Source organism: Cupriavidus sp. C1SS-2L, from assembly GCF_057073735.1.
The window spans coordinates 268,475-286,901 of the sequence record NZ_CP172710.1 but is presented as its reverse complement, the minus strand read 5'-3'; the positions used below and the strand labels follow the sequence as shown (position 1 = coordinate 286,901).

Genomic DNA, 18,427 nt, shown 5'->3' with positions numbered 1-18,427 from the left:
GCGAGCCTGAAAATATGTCACGTCTTGGAATTGAGCGATCCACCGGCCTGGTCTACGAAGGTCGGGACCACCCGTCTTATTTGGTCTTACCGACACCGGTGCTGTCGCAAGCTACGCTCATCGAAACCATATCCGACTTCAAGAAACTACCCGTGGGCTTAGAAAGCCACCCCTTCACATGGATATTTCGAGAGGAGTCGTTTGACCCGGTCTCCCGTATTCGACGAGGACGGCTATTCCAAAAATACGGAATTCAAGGTTGGGAAAGCACATTGGTAGATGCACATCCTGCAGTTCATTCCGATTTGGATAATGCCCGCAGCAACGGTAAGATAAATAAGGAATTGCACCTTTATATTGAATGCGTTGAATTATTGGAAAAACAAAATAGAGGTGAAGGATTTCGTCTTGCTCTCGGTGTCGCTGACGCTCATTCTTTGTGGCGAATTATTCAGACTGAACGTACAGCCAGTCTAGGTATCCTGGTAACCTTACGAGCTGAATCAGCTTTTGGTGTCTTGCCAGAACTCGACAATACGAAAATTCTGCCAGATAGCCTTTCTCTTGTAAATTCAGTCATCGAAAGAGTTATCAGTGTCGCGTACAGAGAGATACCAACATCCGTAGTCGATCAATGTCGAAATGCGTGCACAGTTCTATCATCACGATGGCTGTTTCAATCGAAAGGCGACGAATCAATATTAAAGGAAGATTTAGGAAAATGCATTAAGGCAATCCAGTTGCATTACAAAGATGAGCCTCGGATCGCGCTTTGCAATGCACTTGACATCGTTCGAACCCTTCATCCTCGCGGAAAAGATAACGAGGCGCAGCACAGAAGGCTCAGGCCAGTTTCAGAGGAGGATGCGCAACTGGCCGTGCATCTACTGGCATTCGTTATCCGCGAAATTGGCTGGGCTCGTGTTTAGCCACGGTGGGCCAGCGTCGCGCGGCTGCGGCTGACAGGGCCCAACACCGACAGGCGGATGGAGCAATTTGCGGGGCGGCGACTCTGGCGAGCCCATCGCATATCAAGATATCAAGGGGGCGTCGCATGCACAGCATCATGGCGCCTCCACCATTGCCCCAAGCTATCGTCGGCGTCCTCACTCTATTGGCTCAGTTAGGTCTATAGGCTCAACAGTCTTCGCCAAGGGTACGGACTGAACAGGAAAGTCACGCCGTAGTTTACGCGCAAGCTCTCCGACAGCGTCGCTGCGATCAAGTGCCTGCTCGATCAGCAAAGAAGCAACCTGTCGCGCTTGCGCTTTTGCGCCAGGCTCGCGATTGTTCTCACGTCCGCGAATCGCATTGCGCCAGCCAATTTGGGCTTTCGCAACATCGATATGATCCAGCACCCGAGTTGACCTACCAGGCTCGATCTGCACGAGGAGACGTAGAAACAGCAGGCCTTCATTGTAGAAAGTCGGGCTAGGCTGCGAAAGCGCCTGCGCCATTCCATGGTAGTGTGGTTCAAGTAAGGCGGGAACAAGCGTCGGATCCGACCGAGCCATCCTCACCAAGACCAATGCTCCCAGTTGCCAATCAACGTGATCACCTCGGCAGAGCGCGATGCGTCTTCCTGCCGCTACATGACGTAGCGCGCTAGCAGGAGCGAGCGCCGCGAGATGCGTGGACATAACGACGATACGCGACTCATTGCGCTCAACCATCGCTTGGTGAGGTGTTCTGTCTAGAGCGGACACGTCTGGTTCATGCTGCAGCTAGTCGATTGAGGTAGCTTGCAGCGACTTCGCCTGGCGTTTGGTACCCCAACTTGGAATGCCGCCGTTGGCGATTGTAAAAAATTTCAATGTACTCACGAACAGAGGCCATGGCTTCCATCCGGGTGGCATACCGATGGTGGTACACCAGCTCTGCTTTCAGACTGCCCCAGAAGCTTTCCATGGGCGCATTGTCGTAGCAATTTCCCTTGCGTGACATCGATGCCTGCATGCCGAACTGCGCCAGCAACCTGCGATAGCCGTGAGCACAGTATTGGCTACCCCTGTCCGAATGATGTATCAGGCCGGGCCGCGGCCGCTTGCTACGCACCGCCCGGAACAGCGCCTCGCCTACCAGTTCCTGTGTCATTCTGGGCCCCATCGCGTAGCCCACGATCTCGCATGTGTACAGGTCCTTGATTCCTGCCAGGTACAACCACCCCTCGTCGGTTGCGATATACGTGATGTCAGTCACCCACGCGGCGTTTGGCCTGTCGGCTTCAAACTTCTGCTCCAGTAGGTTGGGCGCCACTGGCAGATTATGTGCCGAGCGCGTTGTCGCCACGAATCGACGCTTTTGCCGACACCGAATCCCCATCTCATTGCGCAGTCGGGCCAGCCGGTCACGACCGACCATGAATCCATCGCCAGCCAGTTCTCGCTGCAGGCGCCGCGTGCCATACGTCTGACGCGTGCGCTTGTGGGCCGCCCGGATCGCCAGATGCAACCGCTCCTGTTCCGGACTGAGCCCGTGAGGTCTGTGCGTCCAGTCGTAATAACCACTGCGCGAGACTCCCAATACCCGGCACATCATCTTCACCGGATACACTTCTCGCCATTGCCTCACGAACGCGTACCGGGCAGTGATTCCCTGGCGAAGTACGCTGCGGCTTTTTTTACAATATCGCGCTCCAGCTTCGCTTCTGCCAGCTCCTTGCGCAGCCTCGCATTCTCCGCCGCCAGCTCCGCCACTGTCACGCCTCCTGGTGCCGCTGTTGCTCCAGGCGCTTTGGCTCTCAACACCCAATTCGTCAACGTGCCCTTCGGAATCCCAAGACGCTGGGCGGCCGACTGCAGCGTCAGCCCCTGTTCCAGCACCAGTCTCACGGCCTCTGCCTGAAACTCTTCCGTGTACGTCTGTCTTGCCTTGCTCATCTTCGCGCGCTCCTGATCCACGATCTTAATCTAAGGACCAGGCGTGTCTGTCTCGATCAGGCTACCTCAGTCTCCGGCTGCAGAACAGGATCACCTGCAAGCGCTACGGGACGCGGCGGCAGCCAATTCGTCCGACTTCGCGATGCAGAGCGCGATCACTCTTGGGATCGACAATCCTTCCCGATTCTCGCCGGAGCAACTTCAAGTCGCAGTAGCCTGGGCCAACGCTCCCGCTCCAAGACCTACGGCGTCGACGGACGATGATAGCAATGACGCGTCGCCAAATATGCGGCCGGAGGCCGTGCTTGCAGCCGCGATGATGGTCATGCGAGACGGGGATGCCAGCTTGCGGGATACGCATGGCGACTGGGCGCGTGCCCGGTTGCAGGACGCGCTCGCGTCCGACGGCCACGACCCCGTGCATCAGGTTCGACCTGGCCTTCGCTTTAACCCGGTCGCAATCGCCTATGCCGGACTCATCTATGCCCTAGCCCACTGGAACACTCAAGCAGATGTAGAAGCCTTGCTCGCGGTGGCGGCGGAAGGTCACCATGCAGCTGCTCACGGCTTCGGCGTTGCAATCGAAGCACTGTTGAGAGTCGATGAGCGCCTGCCTCGGGCACTTCTCCGCTGCGCGCTCCGTGCATGCATCGTTCCCGTCCGCAAGTGGGATATTTCTGAGGAGGAAAATGCTACCCGTGGCGAGCGGCGGAAGGCGGCTGCAGCAACCGCAGTTGATGCGGAAATGGTATGGCTGGAAGGGGCCGGCCCCGAGCCTGCGTGGCCTGTTTTTCCCAAGGCGCACACCCGTCCTAGACGACGTCTTCGATTGCCCGTGACTCCCATGCAGGTTGAAGATCCGCCCGAAGCTGCAGAATTGCCGTCAGAGGAAGAGATTTACCACCGAACGGCGGCGCTGTGGCTACGCCAGATGCAAGAACTTGGCAACGCAGACAAGTTGCCGTGGCTTCGCGATGTCGCTAATGCCTACATGTCTTGGACAATTGCAGCAAATGGTGGCGAGCTCGTTGACGGGGAGGAAGCTGACGACACACCATCGGAATGGAATAGCGTCTTCTTTGCGCTGACCGCTCGTTGCACGGTCGGTCTAAACGCGACTGAGGTCGCAGATCTCGTACGACCGATTGCAGTACTACCGGATCAGAACTTCTTCGATGTTCTCGCTGACTTCTTGCGGAGCTTTGACGCGGTCTACTTCGGTGGCGGCGATTTGGATGCTTCAGTTGCTGTTGCCGTTCGATCGGGGTTCGTTGACCGCATGATGGAAACCTGGGGATGGAAGCGTCTAAAGGGCACCAAGAAAACGTCCATTGAGACGCACATCGCCCCGGCGATCGCCACGCTATTCTTTAACGACTACAACTTTGTCGCACCTACGAAGAGCTATCTCCTCGAAAAAGGCGTGGAGCGGCTCGGGCCGTTTTTGACAGTCTTGGCTCGACTCACTCAGTCCGGACCGTCGCCCTTTGTCGCCCTCGTCCTGTTAAACCTTTTGGAAGTTGCGCCACGCTCGGAGCATCTCGGTCTCCTCGTTCAAGCAGGGAAGATCTGGCTCGCAACCTATCCTGACTCTCGATCATTCTGGGTCGATCATGGGTTCGGTAAGCGATGGTGCGATTTCATCGAAAGGATTAGTATTCTGGCCCCTATGGCAATCGACGCCGATGCGGAAATTCGCGCCGATGTGGACAATACCGTGGCAGAGTTAGTTGGTCTTGGCGTTCCCGAGGCGAACAAACTTGAGGAATTACTCAACGGCCCACGCGGCCGTTGAGCTTCCGGCTTTCTCGTAAGCAAGGCGGCGGACGCGCTCGCGCCGAATCCTCGATTGTGAAAACGCCTGATGTCGACACCGTGATTGACCGTAAGGTGAAAGCCGTGCAGACCAAGGACTTCATCTACACGCATTCGATCTGCGGTGCTGAGAAGTAGGCGTACGAGCATCAACAGAGTGACCGTGCAATGGACTTTATCGAAAAGCAGATTCCACCACCAAAGTCGTGGGAGAGGTTCGAAGATCTGACTCGCGCACTATTTGCCGCTGTGTGGAAGGCGCCTCTCGCTCAGAAAAACGGTCGATCTGGACAACAGCAGCACGGTGTCGATGTCTATGGGACGCCCGAGGTCGCGCCAGGCAATAGTTTTGGCGTGCAGTGCAAAGGGAAGAACAAGGGCTACGGAGCCAAGGCTACTATCGCGGAGTTCGATGCAGAACTCACCAAGGCAGAGAAGTTCAAACCTACGCTTGGACATTGGACGTTTGCTACCACTGCTCCCAACGACGCCGCACTTCAGGAACATGCTCGGCTTGTGTCCGAACGCCGAGAGAAGGAAGGTAAGTTTCCCGTCGTGGCCGTCGGCTGGGACACGATTCAAGGGCTGCTGTCCAGTCATCAGGCAGTGGTGGAAGAAATCTATCCTGAGTATGCAGGTGATCTGCCGAGAATCATGGCAGCGCTGCGTGCGCTACCAAGAGCTGACGAACTCGATCAGATTCGGCGCGGCCTTATTGCGTTCTTGCCACGATCAGCAGCAGCCGAGACCGAAGTGTCTGCATGGTTTGAGGTTCAGTTCGAGGTGGCACGTGATCTCGGACCTGCGCTGATGGGGCGTTCGCTCGGGCCGGCAGATGTCGGGGCCTGTCCCACGCTTCCTGAGGTAGCTCTGCTGACTGCCGACCTAGAGAGGGCTGGCTCTGCTCGCCTCGCGGGCGTGCCCGGCGCTGGGAAGTCAATTACAGTCCTTCAGGTGGCACGCCAAATGCTCGATCGTGGCTGGCGGGTGCTACGGCTGGCTGATCCGATGGGAAGAGTTCCTCCCTTTGATGAGAGTTCAGATCCCACTCTCTATATCGTCGATGACGCGCATCTGACGCGTCCTGCGCTACTGCGGGAGTTGGAGGAGCGGGCGACCGCATCGCGCTGGGTGTTGAGCGCGTATACGATCTCCGACGACAGGGGGGGCTTTCCTGGCGCCATTCAGCTCGATGCTAAGCGCGCTGTCCGGGTCATTGCGGACGGCTTGCGGGCTTCGCCCGAAGCGACGCTGGCCGCCGTTCGTCGCGCCGACGATCGGATCGGCGATCGTCCGGGGGACGAGCGGCTCGATCTGCGCCTTGAACACGCGGCGGAGCAGGCGCTCTACCCATGGCAATTTTGTTTCATCCTTGGGGGAGGGTGGAGACGGGCGAGCGCATTGGCAAGTTCCGCTCGTGCAGCTGGAGCGGACTTGGTGCTCGCCGCTGCGGCAATTCGTCAGTTGGCAGCCCGTGATGCACACTGTTCGCGCGGGGCGTTGCTGGAATTAGTTGGAGACGCATTGCCGATTGCCGACAGCAATGGTGCGATAAACTGGTTGGTAGCGCAGCGATTCTTGCTGAGTGTTGATGATCTTCGCTGTCCGCATCAGCGTCTCGCCAGTATTCTACTTGCACGCATTCTTGAGGGGCATTCGGCCGAAGAGCGTCAGATGGTTGCTTGTGTGGTTAAGACGGTCCTCGCTGACGGCGAGATGCCGTTAGCTGGCCTAGCTGTGTTGCTGGGTGAACTGTCGACGGCGGGCGGGTATGGGCAGTGGCGTTGGCTGGTCCAGCGGGCATGGCTGACGCCCATCCTGGAGCGCTGTTGGTCTGCGACAGACCCACTCGATATTAGACATGCATGTTGGGTACTCAGCAACCTGCATGATTACCTGACGGATGAATTGAGCCAGATTGGCAGCCACAAGGAAACTCTTGCGGAATGGATAGAGGCGGCACCTGAAGGCGCATGCTATGCGATCGGCCGCGTCATCAATAATGTACTCAATGCTGATAAGACGCTCGGGGAAAGCATCGTCGCGCTAGTTGATCCATGCGTCATGGCTCGGGCTATCAGTACCGCGACTCCATTGCACGCCGGCGAGATCGCCGATTTGCTTTCCAAGATCGGGGCTGGAAAAGATGATGTGTGGAAGACCTGTTATCTCGAACACGTCGACCGCGACGCGTGTCGCAGTCTGGCCTCAACCTGGCCGCAGGACGCCTACCTGTCGGTCATGGCGGATTTCTGCGAACATTTCTGCTACTTCGAACCAGCGTTCGGATTTACGCTGATCGAAGCGCTGATCCCGGCCATCGCTGATCGGCTGCGAGCTGACCCTCATGATGCGTTCGACGAGCTACGCGATATCGTGTGGAACGCGTTGAGGCTTTACGACCCACTACAGATCTATGTAGGGAGGTTGGCGCCCTCTCGGCGCATGCGGCAGGTGGGGCGAACGATCTGCGCCTGTTGGTCGCCGAAGGACCTCGCAGCCCAACTGTCGTGCAGCACGCACAGAAACTTCCAAGCTGCCGCTGGACTCCTCAGCTTCATGCGCAAGGCGTCGCCAAAGCAATTTGAGGCAACGGTACTCGCCCTCGACTGGAACAAGATCGACCAGACAATCGCGCGAGATTGGGCAGAAGGTATCGGCGATGCCAGAATGCTGCTGGGCGTCGCGTATGCCGTACCGCCAGCGCGATTCGAGATCCATGAGGTAGCCTGATCGAGACAGACACGCCTGGTCCTTAGATTAAGATCGTGGATCAGGAGCGCGCGAAGATGAGCAAGGCAAGACAGACGTACACGGAAGAGTTTCAGGCAGAGGCCGTGAGACTGGTGCTGGAACAGGGGCTGACGCTGCAGTCGGCCGCCCAGCGTCTTGGGATTCCGAAGGGCACGTTGACGAATTGGGTGTTGAGAGCCAAAGCGCCTGGAGCAACAGCGGCACCAGGAGGCGTGACAGTGGCGGAGCTGGCGGCGGAGAATGCGAGGCTGCGCAAGGAGCTGGCAGAAGCGAAGCTGGAGCGCGATATTGTAAAAAAAGCCGCAGCGTACTTCGCCAGGGAATCACTGCCCGGTACGCGTTCGTGAGGCAATGGCGAGAAGTGTATCCGGTGAAGATGATGTGCCGGGTATTGGGAGTCTCGCGCAGTGGTTATTACGACTGGACGCACAGACCTCACGGGCTCAGTCCGGAACAGGAGCGGTTGCATCTGGCGATCCGGGCGGCCCACAAGCGCACGCGTCAGACGTATGGCACGCGGCGCCTGCAGCGAGAACTGGCTGGCGATGGATTCATGGTCGGTCGTGACCGGCTGGCCCGACTGCGCAATGAGATGGGGATTCGGTGTCGGCAAAAGCGTCGATTCGTGGCGACAACGCGCTCGGCACATAATCTGCCAGTGGCGCCCAACCTACTGGAGCAGAAGTTTGAAGCCGACAGGCCAAACGCCGCGTGGGTGACTGACATCACGTATATCGCAACCGACGAGGGGTGGTTGTACCTGGCAGGAATCAAGGACCTGTACACATGCGAGATCGTGGGCTACGCGATGGGGCCCAGAATGACACAGGAACTGGTAGGCGAGGCGCTGTTCCGGGCGGTGCGTAGCAAGCGGCCGCGGCCCGGCCTGATACATCATTCGGACAGGGGTAGCCAATACTGTGCTCACGGCTATCGCAGGTTGCTGGCGCAGTTCGGCATGCAGGCATCGATGTCACGCAAGGGAAATTGCTACGACAATGCGCCCATGGAAAGCTTCTGGGGCAGTCTGAAAGCAGAGCTGGTGTACCACCATCGGTATGCCACCCGGATGGAAGCCATGGCCTCTGTTCGTGAGTACATTGAAATTTTTTACAATCGCCAACGGCGGCATTCCAAGTTGGGGTACCAAACGCCAGGCGAAGTCGCTGCAAGCTACCTCAATCGACTAGCTGCAGCATGAACCAGACGTGTCCGCTCTAGACAGAACACCTCAGCTTGATCGGCGAGGTTCATCGCATGCAGGACCATGAACTCCGGATTACTGAGATGGGTTTGGGCTCCGGCTGGTCCCAGGCGAGCAGCCGCATCACGTAGCAGTCCCGTTAGCTTTTGCAGTTGCTCCGGCTCGGTTGGCAAGGCGTAGTTGCCGATTAGACCATCTAGCGTCATGCGCCTAGACAACCGTTTGTTCAGCTCGGCGGCACTGACCCTACCGCGCGGTTCGGTCTGTAGCGCTTTCAGCCCGAAGAAATCTGGGGCCTCGAACTGATCATGAACCTGTCGCGTATGGTCTAGGCATAGGAGTTCGGGGCACCCAAGAAACTCCCCAGCTGACGTGGCTGACTTTGGCCAATGCGAGATGATCAGGTCCACCGCAACAAGCAGATAGGCCGCGCAAGATCCTGGTGGCCCGAGTACATCTTTCAGAACAGCATCGAAGGGTTCACCGGCCTCGATACGTTGATGGGCCCATGCTTCCAATGCCATCAGCGCCGACGTTATCGCGTAGTAGTTGCTGTTCCTAGACCAGAAATAGGTACCTGTCCATGGAAAGGCACGTGCGCCATCCGAATACGCCAGCGTGATCGCGTTATCGCCGGCATTACGGCCGCGGGTGCCGTGAGCGATAGCATGACCCACCAAGCGGTGAATTAGCGAGAGCCCGTCCGCCGGCGAGTGCAGCAGTAGTTCGAAGAACGGGCCTTGCGCCGGAGAGGCCGGAAGAAACTCGTGATCGACGAATGTGAAGGCCTCTTCACGCTCGTCATGGAACCGACGATGGCGGGGGCGCGGTTGATCAATCAGTGCTTGCTCGGTCAGCCTGGCCAGTTCAGTGGGCGCCGCTTGTGCCAAAGTTCCACGCATCTTCAAGATGTTTCGGACCAAGTCGTCGTTGTGCTCGACTTGCGCGACGGCCCGAAGATATTCTGCGGCTAGATCGGGTGTGGTGCGAGCGAACATGAAGAATCCGCTGCGAAGATCCCGCCGGACCGACTCCACTTGACCGCGCTCAAGGCGCTCCCAAAATCGCGGCCCTTCATTCGGGCCGGGCGGCCTGTTCCTCGGTTCCACCAATCTCAGCCATCGGTACAGCTGTCGCGTTGTGAGCGGTGTGATGGTTCGAAAGTTGCGACTGCGGGGCGCTTCAGGTCCAGCCGGTCGATGAGACTCACATCTGCATGTAGTGCGCAGGCAATAGCCCATTCGCGCAGCACGTCGTGACGGAAGTAGACGCGGTCCGGGCCCAAGCTGCGCAATGTGCCGCTCTGAACCAATGCGTCAATAGGCTGTGCCGACTGTGTACTGACATCAAGACCATCTGGTCCTGTGAGCGTCTTCCGGGCCAGATCGCTCAATAAGCGAGCCCGATCCCGCCATCCAGTGTCACGCTTGCCATCAGCCGTGGACCACCACTGGCTGGCCATCTCAGCTTCTGTGTGTGGCAAAGTGTCGGCCGCAGGCTTACTTGCGACGCGAGCGAGCCGAAACAAATTCTTTGTCACCTGTCGGGCAGGATGGTTCTCGCTAAGCAATGGGCTCAACGCTGGATCTCTGTTTGCGAGTTGTTCGATCTCCGCCTTGCTCAACGCATCGATCATCACCGGCGACGCGCGCTTCAATCTATCGAGCGCGTCCTCTGGCAACCAACTGGGTTCCTCCACTCCGAACTCAGCTCGAGCAGTGGCGAGAACCGATACACCTGAGACATCCGCGGCGGCTCGAAGCATGTCAACGACGGTGAGACGTTCCTCGCCGCTGAAAGCGTCAAGATTGTCCACAAACAGGATGGCGCCGCCGTTATTGGCAAGCTCGACCAAAAGCTCATGGACGGTACCTTCAAAACCGATCTGCGCGCGCATGGCTGTCCAGCCGCGTGGAACGCAACGACCAGGGCTTAGGACGAGAACGTGCCCCTCTGCCTGCAAGGACTCGGCCATCTGACGCAGGACACCGGACTTACCCACGCCTGCGTCGCCGCGAAGTTCGACATAACGTCCAGCATCGAATGCCTCGTGCACCGCGGCCACGCGCTCATGTCGCGTAAGGACGACTTGGCCTACGTGGTTTTCGATGTCAGCGAGCGCTTGGCGGGCATGTTCAGCAAGGGCCGCCCGTGCACTTGCGTGCCGCCGGTCTTCGGCGAAGCGAAATCCGCGAGGATGCAGGGACTGCAAAAGGGACGTGCGACTTCTGTCCCCGCCGTTCTTCGCTACGCTGATGGCTAGCTCAACAAGATTCCCCCAGAAGGCGTCCACTCGCGAAGCATCGTCGGCATGCAACGTGCGGAGCGTTCGCTCCCGAGCGAGATCCTCCGAGGCTGAGCCAGGTGCTGTGAAGTCGAAAGTGAGAATCTGAAGCCGGCGTAGCAATTTCCAGATCGTTTCGTCATCGTGAGGTGCCCCCTCTTCCTTAAGGTGACCTTGGAACGTTTTGACGAAAGTCCGCATGTCGTCGTTTGCGACACCAGGAAGCTTGAGTTGTGAGACGAAGGTCTCTGCATCTCCTATTTGTCGAGCCAGTGCGAGCACGTCCTGATATGGACCTTCGATCTTGCGCGACCCTCTGGCAGTGGCGATTGCCAAGCCATACTGTGTTGGCCAAAAGTCCGGGCGACGCACGGCTTCGGCAATCTGGCCGACAACCTTTCGGAACACTGGGTCCGCAGGGGTCAACGTGATCGTCCGCTTGACCTGTATTTCCAGTACCGTAGGTCTGCCGGAACCATCGACTGCATGAACGATCACGTCGTCGAGCGGCCGCCCGGTGTTCGCTTGCTGAAGTGCAATTCGATCGATCGTTGTGCCGGGAAGACCGCGTGGCGGTGCCCCACAGAGCATTGCGAGCAGATAAAACGCTGCAACCTGCCCTTCAAAGTGTGCGCCCGCAGGCCCACTGGCAGCCGTACTCGTGCCCTGTTGATTAGGGATGCCAGGGTCATTGCCTTCCGGTTGCATCTTTTCCATAGTATGCGGCCCCACGCGAACGCGCTCTGGGTTACGACCCCTGCTAGCTCGCGAGGCGATTCCACTCAATACGTCGCTGACGCCAATGGTCGCCGATAGTTTGTATGAAATCAGCTTGAACCAGTTTTGCCCGCTCTTCACATATTCGCGTGGACTCTCGCCGAATGATGAGTCCCTCCATTGGCCCCTTGCGGTATCGACTCGCCTTGGATTTCAGCATGTCTTTCAACTGCAAGAGCGTACACCGCCCCTCATAGACTTGGGGCACCGTTGATAAGCCGACCCTCAAGGCCAATTCATCCCTTCGACGGCTGCTCCAAAACTGTCCTGTACGTCGTTCGTACACGTCGAATAGCAAAAACCAATCTGGCAGATTTCTATAGTCCAAAGTATGCCGAGCAGCGCACCATTCCCCGAAGAGGATCAGATCGGTTTCTAGATGTTCGAGAAGGATTGCCAACAATCCCTCGCCGTGTGCATTCATCCAATCAGGTAACCGCACGAATTGACCACCATACGGCTCGTGAAGATAATTCCCTCGGTTTTGCGCTAGCAAGTCACCCTCAGTCGAGAGCGAGAAGCCTAGATTGGCTCCATCCAGCTTTTCTTCGACAACCAAATGCCCTTGGAGAAGTTGCCCCACCTCTAATGGAGAGAGCACTTTGTCATCGCGCGGCGACCCCGCGCCCATCCAGGCGATGTGCGGGGTGTGGGGAAAGCGAAAGAACTCACTCATGCGCGACCGAGCTTAGCCTTATACTTTTCCCTCGACCAGTGCTCGATAATGGGCGTCAAACCGACTCCATGCTTTTCGAGCGCCTCTTCCCATCCGTGCCAATCAGTATCGCCGGCAAATGCAATCGGACATTCACCATGGGTGTCTTGGGCCGTAAGCGCCGCAGCCACCATCTTCCGATCAGCAATATCGTGTATAACCTTCGTCAAGGCTGTAGGGATGACAGTATAGCTGTCCTTTTCAGCCTCCAGGCTCACGTTGTCGACGGCCGCCGTGCTCCACTTGTTCATAACTACTTGGATGCCGAAGTCGTTAAACCCCAGCTTTCGACAGTACTCGTCGTAAATTTCACTTCCACCATCCAGCACCAAGTGACTATCAGAGTTGTTAAAGCCATCGAGCCAGCACCATACCTCCTGCCTTACGACCGGATCGTCGGGAGTCGCATCAATGTCGGTTGGCGCGACCGGATCCGCCGCACTCGCGGCAATGAGGACGTTGGTATCAACAACATAGCGGGGCTTCATCCTTGCTTCTCCAGCGCCTGTCGTGCAAACATCAACCTGGCTTGCTCTCGCGTCTCGCCCAGTGCATCACCAAAGAAGTTGTCGGGCCAATCCTTAACCCGGCCATACTTGTCGATCGGCAATGGACGCAACTTTGCCCCCCGTCGTCCACGCTCCACGAAATACATCGCGATTTCATCTGTAGCCGTCTTTTGGCGAGCCACGAGCGTTTGCATACGGCGGAAAAGATGCTCCGAATGGGTTTCGACCAGGAATTGCACCTTACGCTTTTTGCTGACCTCCGCAAATAGTTCGGCCAACACGGACTGAGCAAGTGGATGCAAATGGATCTCCGGCTCTTCTAAAATGATTGTGCTACCTTCAGGCGCGAAGAAAGCCAGTGTCAAGACTGGCAGCACTTGCGAAACACCTATCCCGACGTCTCGCAAATTGGACGACACACCTTGCCGATGCACCACGACCTCGTAACGTGTCGACCGACCAAGCTGCCGAACTTCCAACCGATCGGCGATCTTCATCCGGGATAGCCATTGCGAGACACCTGTGATGACCCTGTTATGTTCCTCACCCTTGGCCAGTGCGCTAGCCAGGAGTACGTCCACGGCGCGGTGACCATCGCTGCCAACCCCGCCCGGCGTGGACTTGTTCCAGACGTAATCTCGCTCCGGCTTGCGACGCAACGGACCAAGGTACGCAATATTCTCAAGTTCGCGTCGAATGGCGAGGCTGAGATCCTCCACAACGCTACCTTCTTTTTCCAGAAAAGCGATTGCCTCGGCCGGGAGCGCAATGGACCGCTCAGGCGCAAAGTTGCGTCCCTTCCCCCGCGGCTGCGCCTCTTGATTCACCACAAGCGAGTATGCCCCCTTCTCTCGGCGGATCGCTCTGAACTGATGGTCCCCGGTTGTCAAGCGAGCTTCCTGCACCGCTACGCTGCCTGATGACAACTTGCTATAGGTGCCTTCAAATTCCCCGGCATCGATCCGTACATTCCTACCTTTCGGAACTTCGAAGGAAAATCCAAGCGCGAAGTAGCGAGGTGCTGTGGCTCCGCTAAAGATCACGTCATCGAAGTCACCGAAATTGAAAAGGTCGTTCACCTCATCTCCGCCCAGGTTTAGATGAATCGTTCGATCGGGGGATTGAACCGTCTGCTTTAGCAGGAGGAGGCTCTGAATGAGCGAGGATTTACCGGAAGAATTCGTTCCCAGCAACATCGTAACCGGCTTGAGCGCGATTGGATCGGTTTCCGACCACGCCTTGAAATTGTAAATTTTTAATTTAGTTAGCATGTCAATAAGATTGCTTGTAGAACAAGCCCGGCGCAGCCAGGCCGGCATTTTCGAATGCAGACTGCTGGGTAAGCTGAAAGCTTAAATATCGGTAACGCGCGAAGATCCCGTACCCCACGATGGTACTAGTTCCACTACTGCATCTCCCATTTTGCAGCGCTCGCCAGCCCTTCATGCTTCCTGGTGTCCTTGCGCCCAAGTGGGGCTCGATGGACAGCTACCGACCAAAAACAGGGGGGCATCGAAGGACCGCTCCAGGCGGCGCTTCTTCGCGCGTCGGCGCAAGAACTTCAGCGCCCGGAGATAATACCTTGACGGAGCGTGATGGACAGTTGGTTTCCACCGGCACGGGGATGCTTTGCAAGGGGTAGTCGTCCTTTTTGTACAAAATCTTACGGTTTCCCCGCAAAGCCGGTCTTTTTGCGGGGGGGGCGGGGGGGCAAAGCAGACAACTGCCCGGAGTACCATGTCCGCCCGCGATTTCGGATCGTGTCATCGGCCCCTGACCAAGATAAAGCCTTATGCGCTGCAGCGCATAAGGCTTTATCTTGGTCGCCGGGAAGCCGAGATGGCTACGGACGCGTACGGGTGCCAATCTGAAGAGTACGTCAGGTAGGCGGGATCTGTCGCCACCGTCGATACCGTTCGCTCCGCTGCCACAATGAGGACTTGAATTGGGAAAATTGCTAGCGATTAACGACTTGCCCATTTTCCCAGAATGTCTGGGCGAATCCTGCATCGTCTGCGAGCACCAAGCGAACTTTGCTCGAAAAGTGACGTCCAGTCAGATCTTGGTAGGTAATCGTGATTGGTATTTCCGCACCGGCCCGCCAAGAATCCGATTGCCCGAGGTGCCAGAAGGCGTTCGTGATCGAGCGGCCATTGGCGAGTACTGGGATGGTAATACCGCTAAAGAAGCAGCGTTCGGCGTCTCTTGGAACGAGCGAGCACGCTGACGCGGCCCGTACAACTGATTCCACCGCAACCAGGCGGATGTCTCGCGCTGGGCGATTTCCCGTATTCTCAACTAGCAAGTTAAGAGCGATTCCGGAATTTCCGCCGGTTGCTGTAGTGACTCGGGCAAAAACAATCGGCCTATTTGCCTCTCTCCATGAGTACATGGAAAACCCGAGCGACAACAATGAGACGGCAGCAGAGAATGAACTGATGAAAATAGCGGCCATATCTTGATGTTCCGATTTCTAAAAATGCACTGGGATTAGCCGAGGGAGTGCTCTCTTACCCGACCCGGTAAAACTCCTTACTCTGCCCCGCATTGACCGCCCGCTGCAGCCAGTCCGGCATCTCGCCGGTGCCGTCCCTGGCGTGCGGGATGCCGTCGGGCATCAACGGACCCCCGACTCGGGGGTCCTCATTCCTGCCACGGGTCGACCGGGGGCGCGATACCGATGCTGTACTGGTCCATGAAACTGGGCAGCAGGTAGAACCGGTCCAGCGGCACTGGGCCGCCGCGCGCCACCATCGGCGCACGGTCGAAGATGGCGACACTGGCCTCGTTCGCGAAGCGCGACGTGAAATAGATGCCATCGACGTGCGGGAACGCATCGTGGATGGCCCGGCTCCACAGGTTCGGCCCCCGATAGTCCGCAGTCGACAGGATACGATTGTCCATGCCGAGATGGAAAAGCGGCTGGGTCAGGTCGGCCAATTGGAGGGGCCGGCCCAGCGTCGTGCCCAGATCGCTGATGCTTCGTTGCGTCAGTTCCTCTTCGTCCAGCAGCAAGGGGAGGGATTGACCCTGGAACCGGTCCCGCAGGACTGCCTCCGCCATGCACCCCGCGAAGCTCGGCGAGGCGTAGAGGACGCCGAATTCGTCGTTCGGCGCATCGAAGCGGTACGGATTACCGCCAGTCGAGCGGCGGTTGTAGTGGATCGGCCCGTAGATCGAACGATGGATGCGCCACAACGGCGTCACCGCGCTATCAAGTTGCCTCACCGGCATGGTACGGGCGGCCAGATCCTCGGGTGGCAACGGGCAACCCAGCAGCTGCGCAGTCAGAAGCTGCATCAGGCCGCCCCTTGCCCGCCGGCGTACCGGTTCCTCACCGCCTGGAGCACTGGCTCGACGGACTTGGACGCATCGAGGATCCAGTCCATCGGCCGTGCGTCACCGAGCGCCTGGAGGTGCCGCTGCATGAAGTTGTGCACGACCCAGCAGCTAGCGCCAGCCTCGATGAACGGCGCCAGGACGGCGGTGAGCCGTTCCGCTTCGGCATCGAACTGCCATTGCGGGTAGCGCAGGCCGCGTTGCTTGCCGGGCGGGACCAGGGCGTACAACTGCCCTTTCAGCCGCGCCTCGTTGATGGCACGGTCCGACCGGCCGGAATACGTGGCGGCGTCGCGCAGGGAGAGGTTCTCCGGCCGTTGTAGTTCGGCCAGCGCGTGGTGGCGGCCTCGATCTCGAGCAGCTTGCAGCGGGTCCTCAGCGGTTGCCTTCGATTGCGCGATTGGTCGATGGACGTTGATTGCCTCAGCAGCACGCAAAATGAGCTCGTCCAACACGCGTGCCGAAACGGGCCCGCCAAGATTTGTGAGTCCGAGAATTTCTTCCATCCTGGCATGGAGCCGTTCCGCAAATGATGTCCGGTGGCGAGCTTGCTCGTCAGTGCTTCCGCGGGTCTTGCACTGAAAAATGTGGTACTCACCGGCTCCTGAGAGCAGGACAACATCAGCGGGGTCATATTCCGGATCGTTATGGGGTGACCCCAGCGTTTTTAGCTCTTCTGGAATTCGATACACAAATAGGCCCGGCACTTGTTGCTCGTGATACCAGCGAGGGGGAATGCCTTTGCACCGCAAATCCTCTATGGCTTTCGGATCGAAAGCACTGGTCTGCCGTAGGAGTGGCAAGGCCTTAGGATTTATCCGATACGTGGCATGTGGCTCAGAAGGCGCCTCAGGTGAGCTCGTCACTTTTATGGTGATGTGCTCTTTGAGTAGTGATGGGAGGGGCTGCGTTTTCGTTTCCATGCCTAAGGCTAGTTCATGAACTTCATGAACGCAAGAGGATCTTGGGCGTAGACCCCATCGGCGCATTGTAGATACCTCATTGGCCTCTCAACTCTGAGGGGCCGGCCGGGATACGCCCTTTATGCGCTGCAGAGCATAAAGGGCGTACCTTGGTCGCAGCCAGTGTCCTTGCTGGCCAGGTTTCCGCAGGGCTGGCCGAAGCGATTAGCGCAGCACACCGCGGGGAAAGCCAACTGTATCGCCAGAACGGAACGCTCTCACCGTCGTCGGCACTGGCGGAATTTGCAAGGATCGAAATTCGTCGAGGACATCTGACGTCACCTCCTCGCATGGGGTCAGGAATTGACTGCCTAGTTTGCGCTGGAGGCGTCGAGTTGCATTGACACGCGCTCATCGTCACGCAAGCCCTGTTATCCAGCCTAGCCCATTCCCTCCTCGAGCGGACTTGCGCTCCTCTTCAAGGCGCAGCCATCACGAGAAGGGCCTATCCCCGTGGGAACGGGAGGAAGCACGGGCCACACTCACGGCTGCAGGCGGTCCAGGGCCTATCCCCGCGAGCACGGGGGAAGCAAGATGATCAGCTGCTGCATGTCCTTCTTGCGGGGCCTATCCCCGCGAGCACGGGGAAGCCTGGAGTCGACCGCCAACGGCGTTGGCAACACGGGCCTATCCCCGCTGGCGCGGGGGAAACGGTACTCGAGCCGAATTTCGCATGGCCGATCAGGGCCTATCCCCGCGGACGCGGGGGGGAAGCTCCGAGCCTGACGCGCCGAAATAGCCCAGGATGGGCCTATCCCCGCGGCCACGGGGCAAGCTCAGCCCCCGACATCCACGGCTGGATCGCCATGGGCCTATCCCCGCGAGCACGGGGGAAGCAGGTGGCGCTGCTCGAGCGCGATCATCTGGGCGGGCCCATCCCCGCAGGCGACGGGGAAAGCGACAGGATGTACAGCGCCTTGGACATGCGCTTGGGCCTATCCCCGCAGGGCACGGGGGGAAGCACGTTCACGATCACCGGCAGTTGGTCGGCGAAGGGCCTATCCCCGCGGGCACGGGGAAACCCTTGTGATTTCGTTTTGGAACAGAGGGACTACGGGCCTATCCCCGCGGACACGGGGGAAACAAACGCGGCCTCCCGTCCCTGGTCCTCGAGAAGGGCTTATCCCCGCGGGCACGGGGAAACCTCTATATCGCCAACCGCACGCTGATACTGCGTTGGCCTATCCCC

General features: G+C 58.2%; 13 protein-coding genes and 1 pseudogene. 4 read left to right on the top strand and 10 right to left on the bottom strand.

All coding sequences use genetic code 11. From position 1 onward, the window contains the following. Window positions 1-14 precede the first annotated feature (14 nt). Window positions 15-929, top strand: a complete 915-nt coding sequence (locus ACIGJG_RS32015; RefSeq protein ID WP_483674088.1) for a hypothetical protein — start codon at window positions 15-17, stop codon at window positions 927-929. A gap of 177 nt (window positions 930-1,106) precedes the next feature. Here the strand turns inward: ACIGJG_RS32015 and ACIGJG_RS32010 are convergent, their stop codons facing one another. Then, window positions 1,107-1,457: a hypothetical protein gene (locus ACIGJG_RS32010; protein WP_483674087.1), complete on the bottom strand. Its 351-nt coding sequence runs from the start codon at window positions 1,455-1,457 to the stop codon at window positions 1,107-1,109. Between the two features lie 256 nt (window positions 1,458-1,713). After that, window positions 1,714-2,879 (bottom strand): IS3 family transposase gene (locus ACIGJG_RS32005; RefSeq protein WP_483673311.1). Its coding sequence is split into 2 segments (ribosomal slippage): window positions 1,714-2,615 and window positions 2,615-2,879, totalling 1,167 coding nucleotides; the frame shifts between segments, so codons are not numbered across the junction. Window positions 2,880-2,922: 43 nt separating this feature from the next. On the opposite strand from ACIGJG_RS32005, the gene ACIGJG_RS32000 reads away from it, so the two are divergent. The 3 genes from ACIGJG_RS32000 (at window position 2,923) to ACIGJG_RS31990 (ending at window position 8,649) form a co-directional block, all read left to right on the top strand. After that, window positions 2,923-4,674 (top strand): hypothetical protein, encoded by a 1,752-nt coding sequence (locus tag ACIGJG_RS32000; protein ID WP_483674086.1) that lies wholly within the window; start codon window positions 2,923-2,925, stop codon window positions 4,672-4,674. A 188-nt stretch (window positions 4,675-4,862) separates the two neighbouring features. Then, the gene (locus ACIGJG_RS31995; RefSeq protein WP_483674085.1) at window positions 4,863-7,427 is read left to right on the top strand and encodes a DEAD/DEAH box helicase family protein; all 2,565 of its coding nucleotides are present in this window, start codon (window positions 4,863-4,865) and stop codon (window positions 7,425-7,427) included. Between the two features lie 56 nt (window positions 7,428-7,483). Further along, a protein-coding gene (locus tag ACIGJG_RS31990) for an IS3 family transposase (protein WP_483673311.1) occupies window positions 7,484-8,649 on the top strand; the annotation gives its coding sequence in 2 pieces (ribosomal slippage) (window positions 7,484-7,748 and window positions 7,748-8,649; 1,167 coding nt in all). Here ACIGJG_RS31990 and ACIGJG_RS31985 read toward each other — a convergent pair. The 8 genes and pseudogenes from ACIGJG_RS31985 to ACIGJG_RS31950 form a co-directional block, all read right to left on the bottom strand. Further along, complete coding sequence (locus ACIGJG_RS31985; protein ID WP_483674084.1) at window positions 8,622-9,650, bottom strand: hypothetical protein; 1,029 nt, start codon at window positions 9,648-9,650, stop codon at window positions 8,622-8,624. The two genes, ACIGJG_RS31990 and ACIGJG_RS31985, sit on opposite strands and share 28 nt — an antisense overlap. Before the next feature lie 116 nt (window positions 9,651-9,766). Next, the gene (locus tag ACIGJG_RS31980) at window positions 9,767-11,653 is read right to left on the bottom strand and encodes an NACHT domain-containing protein (protein ID WP_483674083.1); all 1,887 of its coding nucleotides are present in this window, start codon (window positions 11,651-11,653) and stop codon (window positions 9,767-9,769) included. Window positions 11,654-11,696: 43 nt separating this feature from the next. Further along, entirely contained in the window at window positions 11,697-12,389 is a 693-nt protein-coding gene (locus ACIGJG_RS31975) for an RNA ligase family protein (protein ID WP_483674082.1), read from the bottom strand. Then, window positions 12,386-12,916, bottom strand: coding sequence for a hypothetical protein (locus ACIGJG_RS31970; protein WP_483674081.1), 531 nt, complete (start codon window positions 12,914-12,916; stop codon window positions 12,386-12,388). Before ACIGJG_RS31970 ends, ACIGJG_RS31975 begins: the two co-directional genes overlap by 4 nt. Continuing rightward, window positions 12,913-14,208, bottom strand: coding sequence for an AAA family ATPase (locus ACIGJG_RS31965; protein ID WP_483674369.1), 1,296 nt, complete (start codon window positions 14,206-14,208; stop codon window positions 12,913-12,915). The genes ACIGJG_RS31970 and ACIGJG_RS31965 overlap by 4 nt, the downstream gene beginning before the upstream one ends. Before the next feature lie 1,239 nt (window positions 14,209-15,447). After that, window positions 15,448-15,528 (bottom strand): annotated as a pseudogene (locus ACIGJG_RS31960) (H-NS histone family protein); the annotation flags it as partial. 52 nt (window positions 15,529-15,580) lie between these two features. Continuing rightward, window positions 15,581-16,237 (bottom strand): RES family NAD+ phosphorylase, encoded by a 657-nt coding sequence (locus ACIGJG_RS31955; RefSeq protein WP_483674080.1) that lies wholly within the window; start codon window positions 16,235-16,237, stop codon window positions 15,581-15,583. Further along, complete coding sequence (locus ACIGJG_RS31950) at window positions 16,237-17,199, bottom strand: hypothetical protein (protein ID WP_483674079.1); 963 nt, start codon at window positions 17,197-17,199, stop codon at window positions 16,237-16,239. Before ACIGJG_RS31950 ends, ACIGJG_RS31955 begins: the two co-directional genes overlap by 1 nt. Between the last annotated feature and the right edge of the window lie 1,228 nt (window positions 17,200-18,427).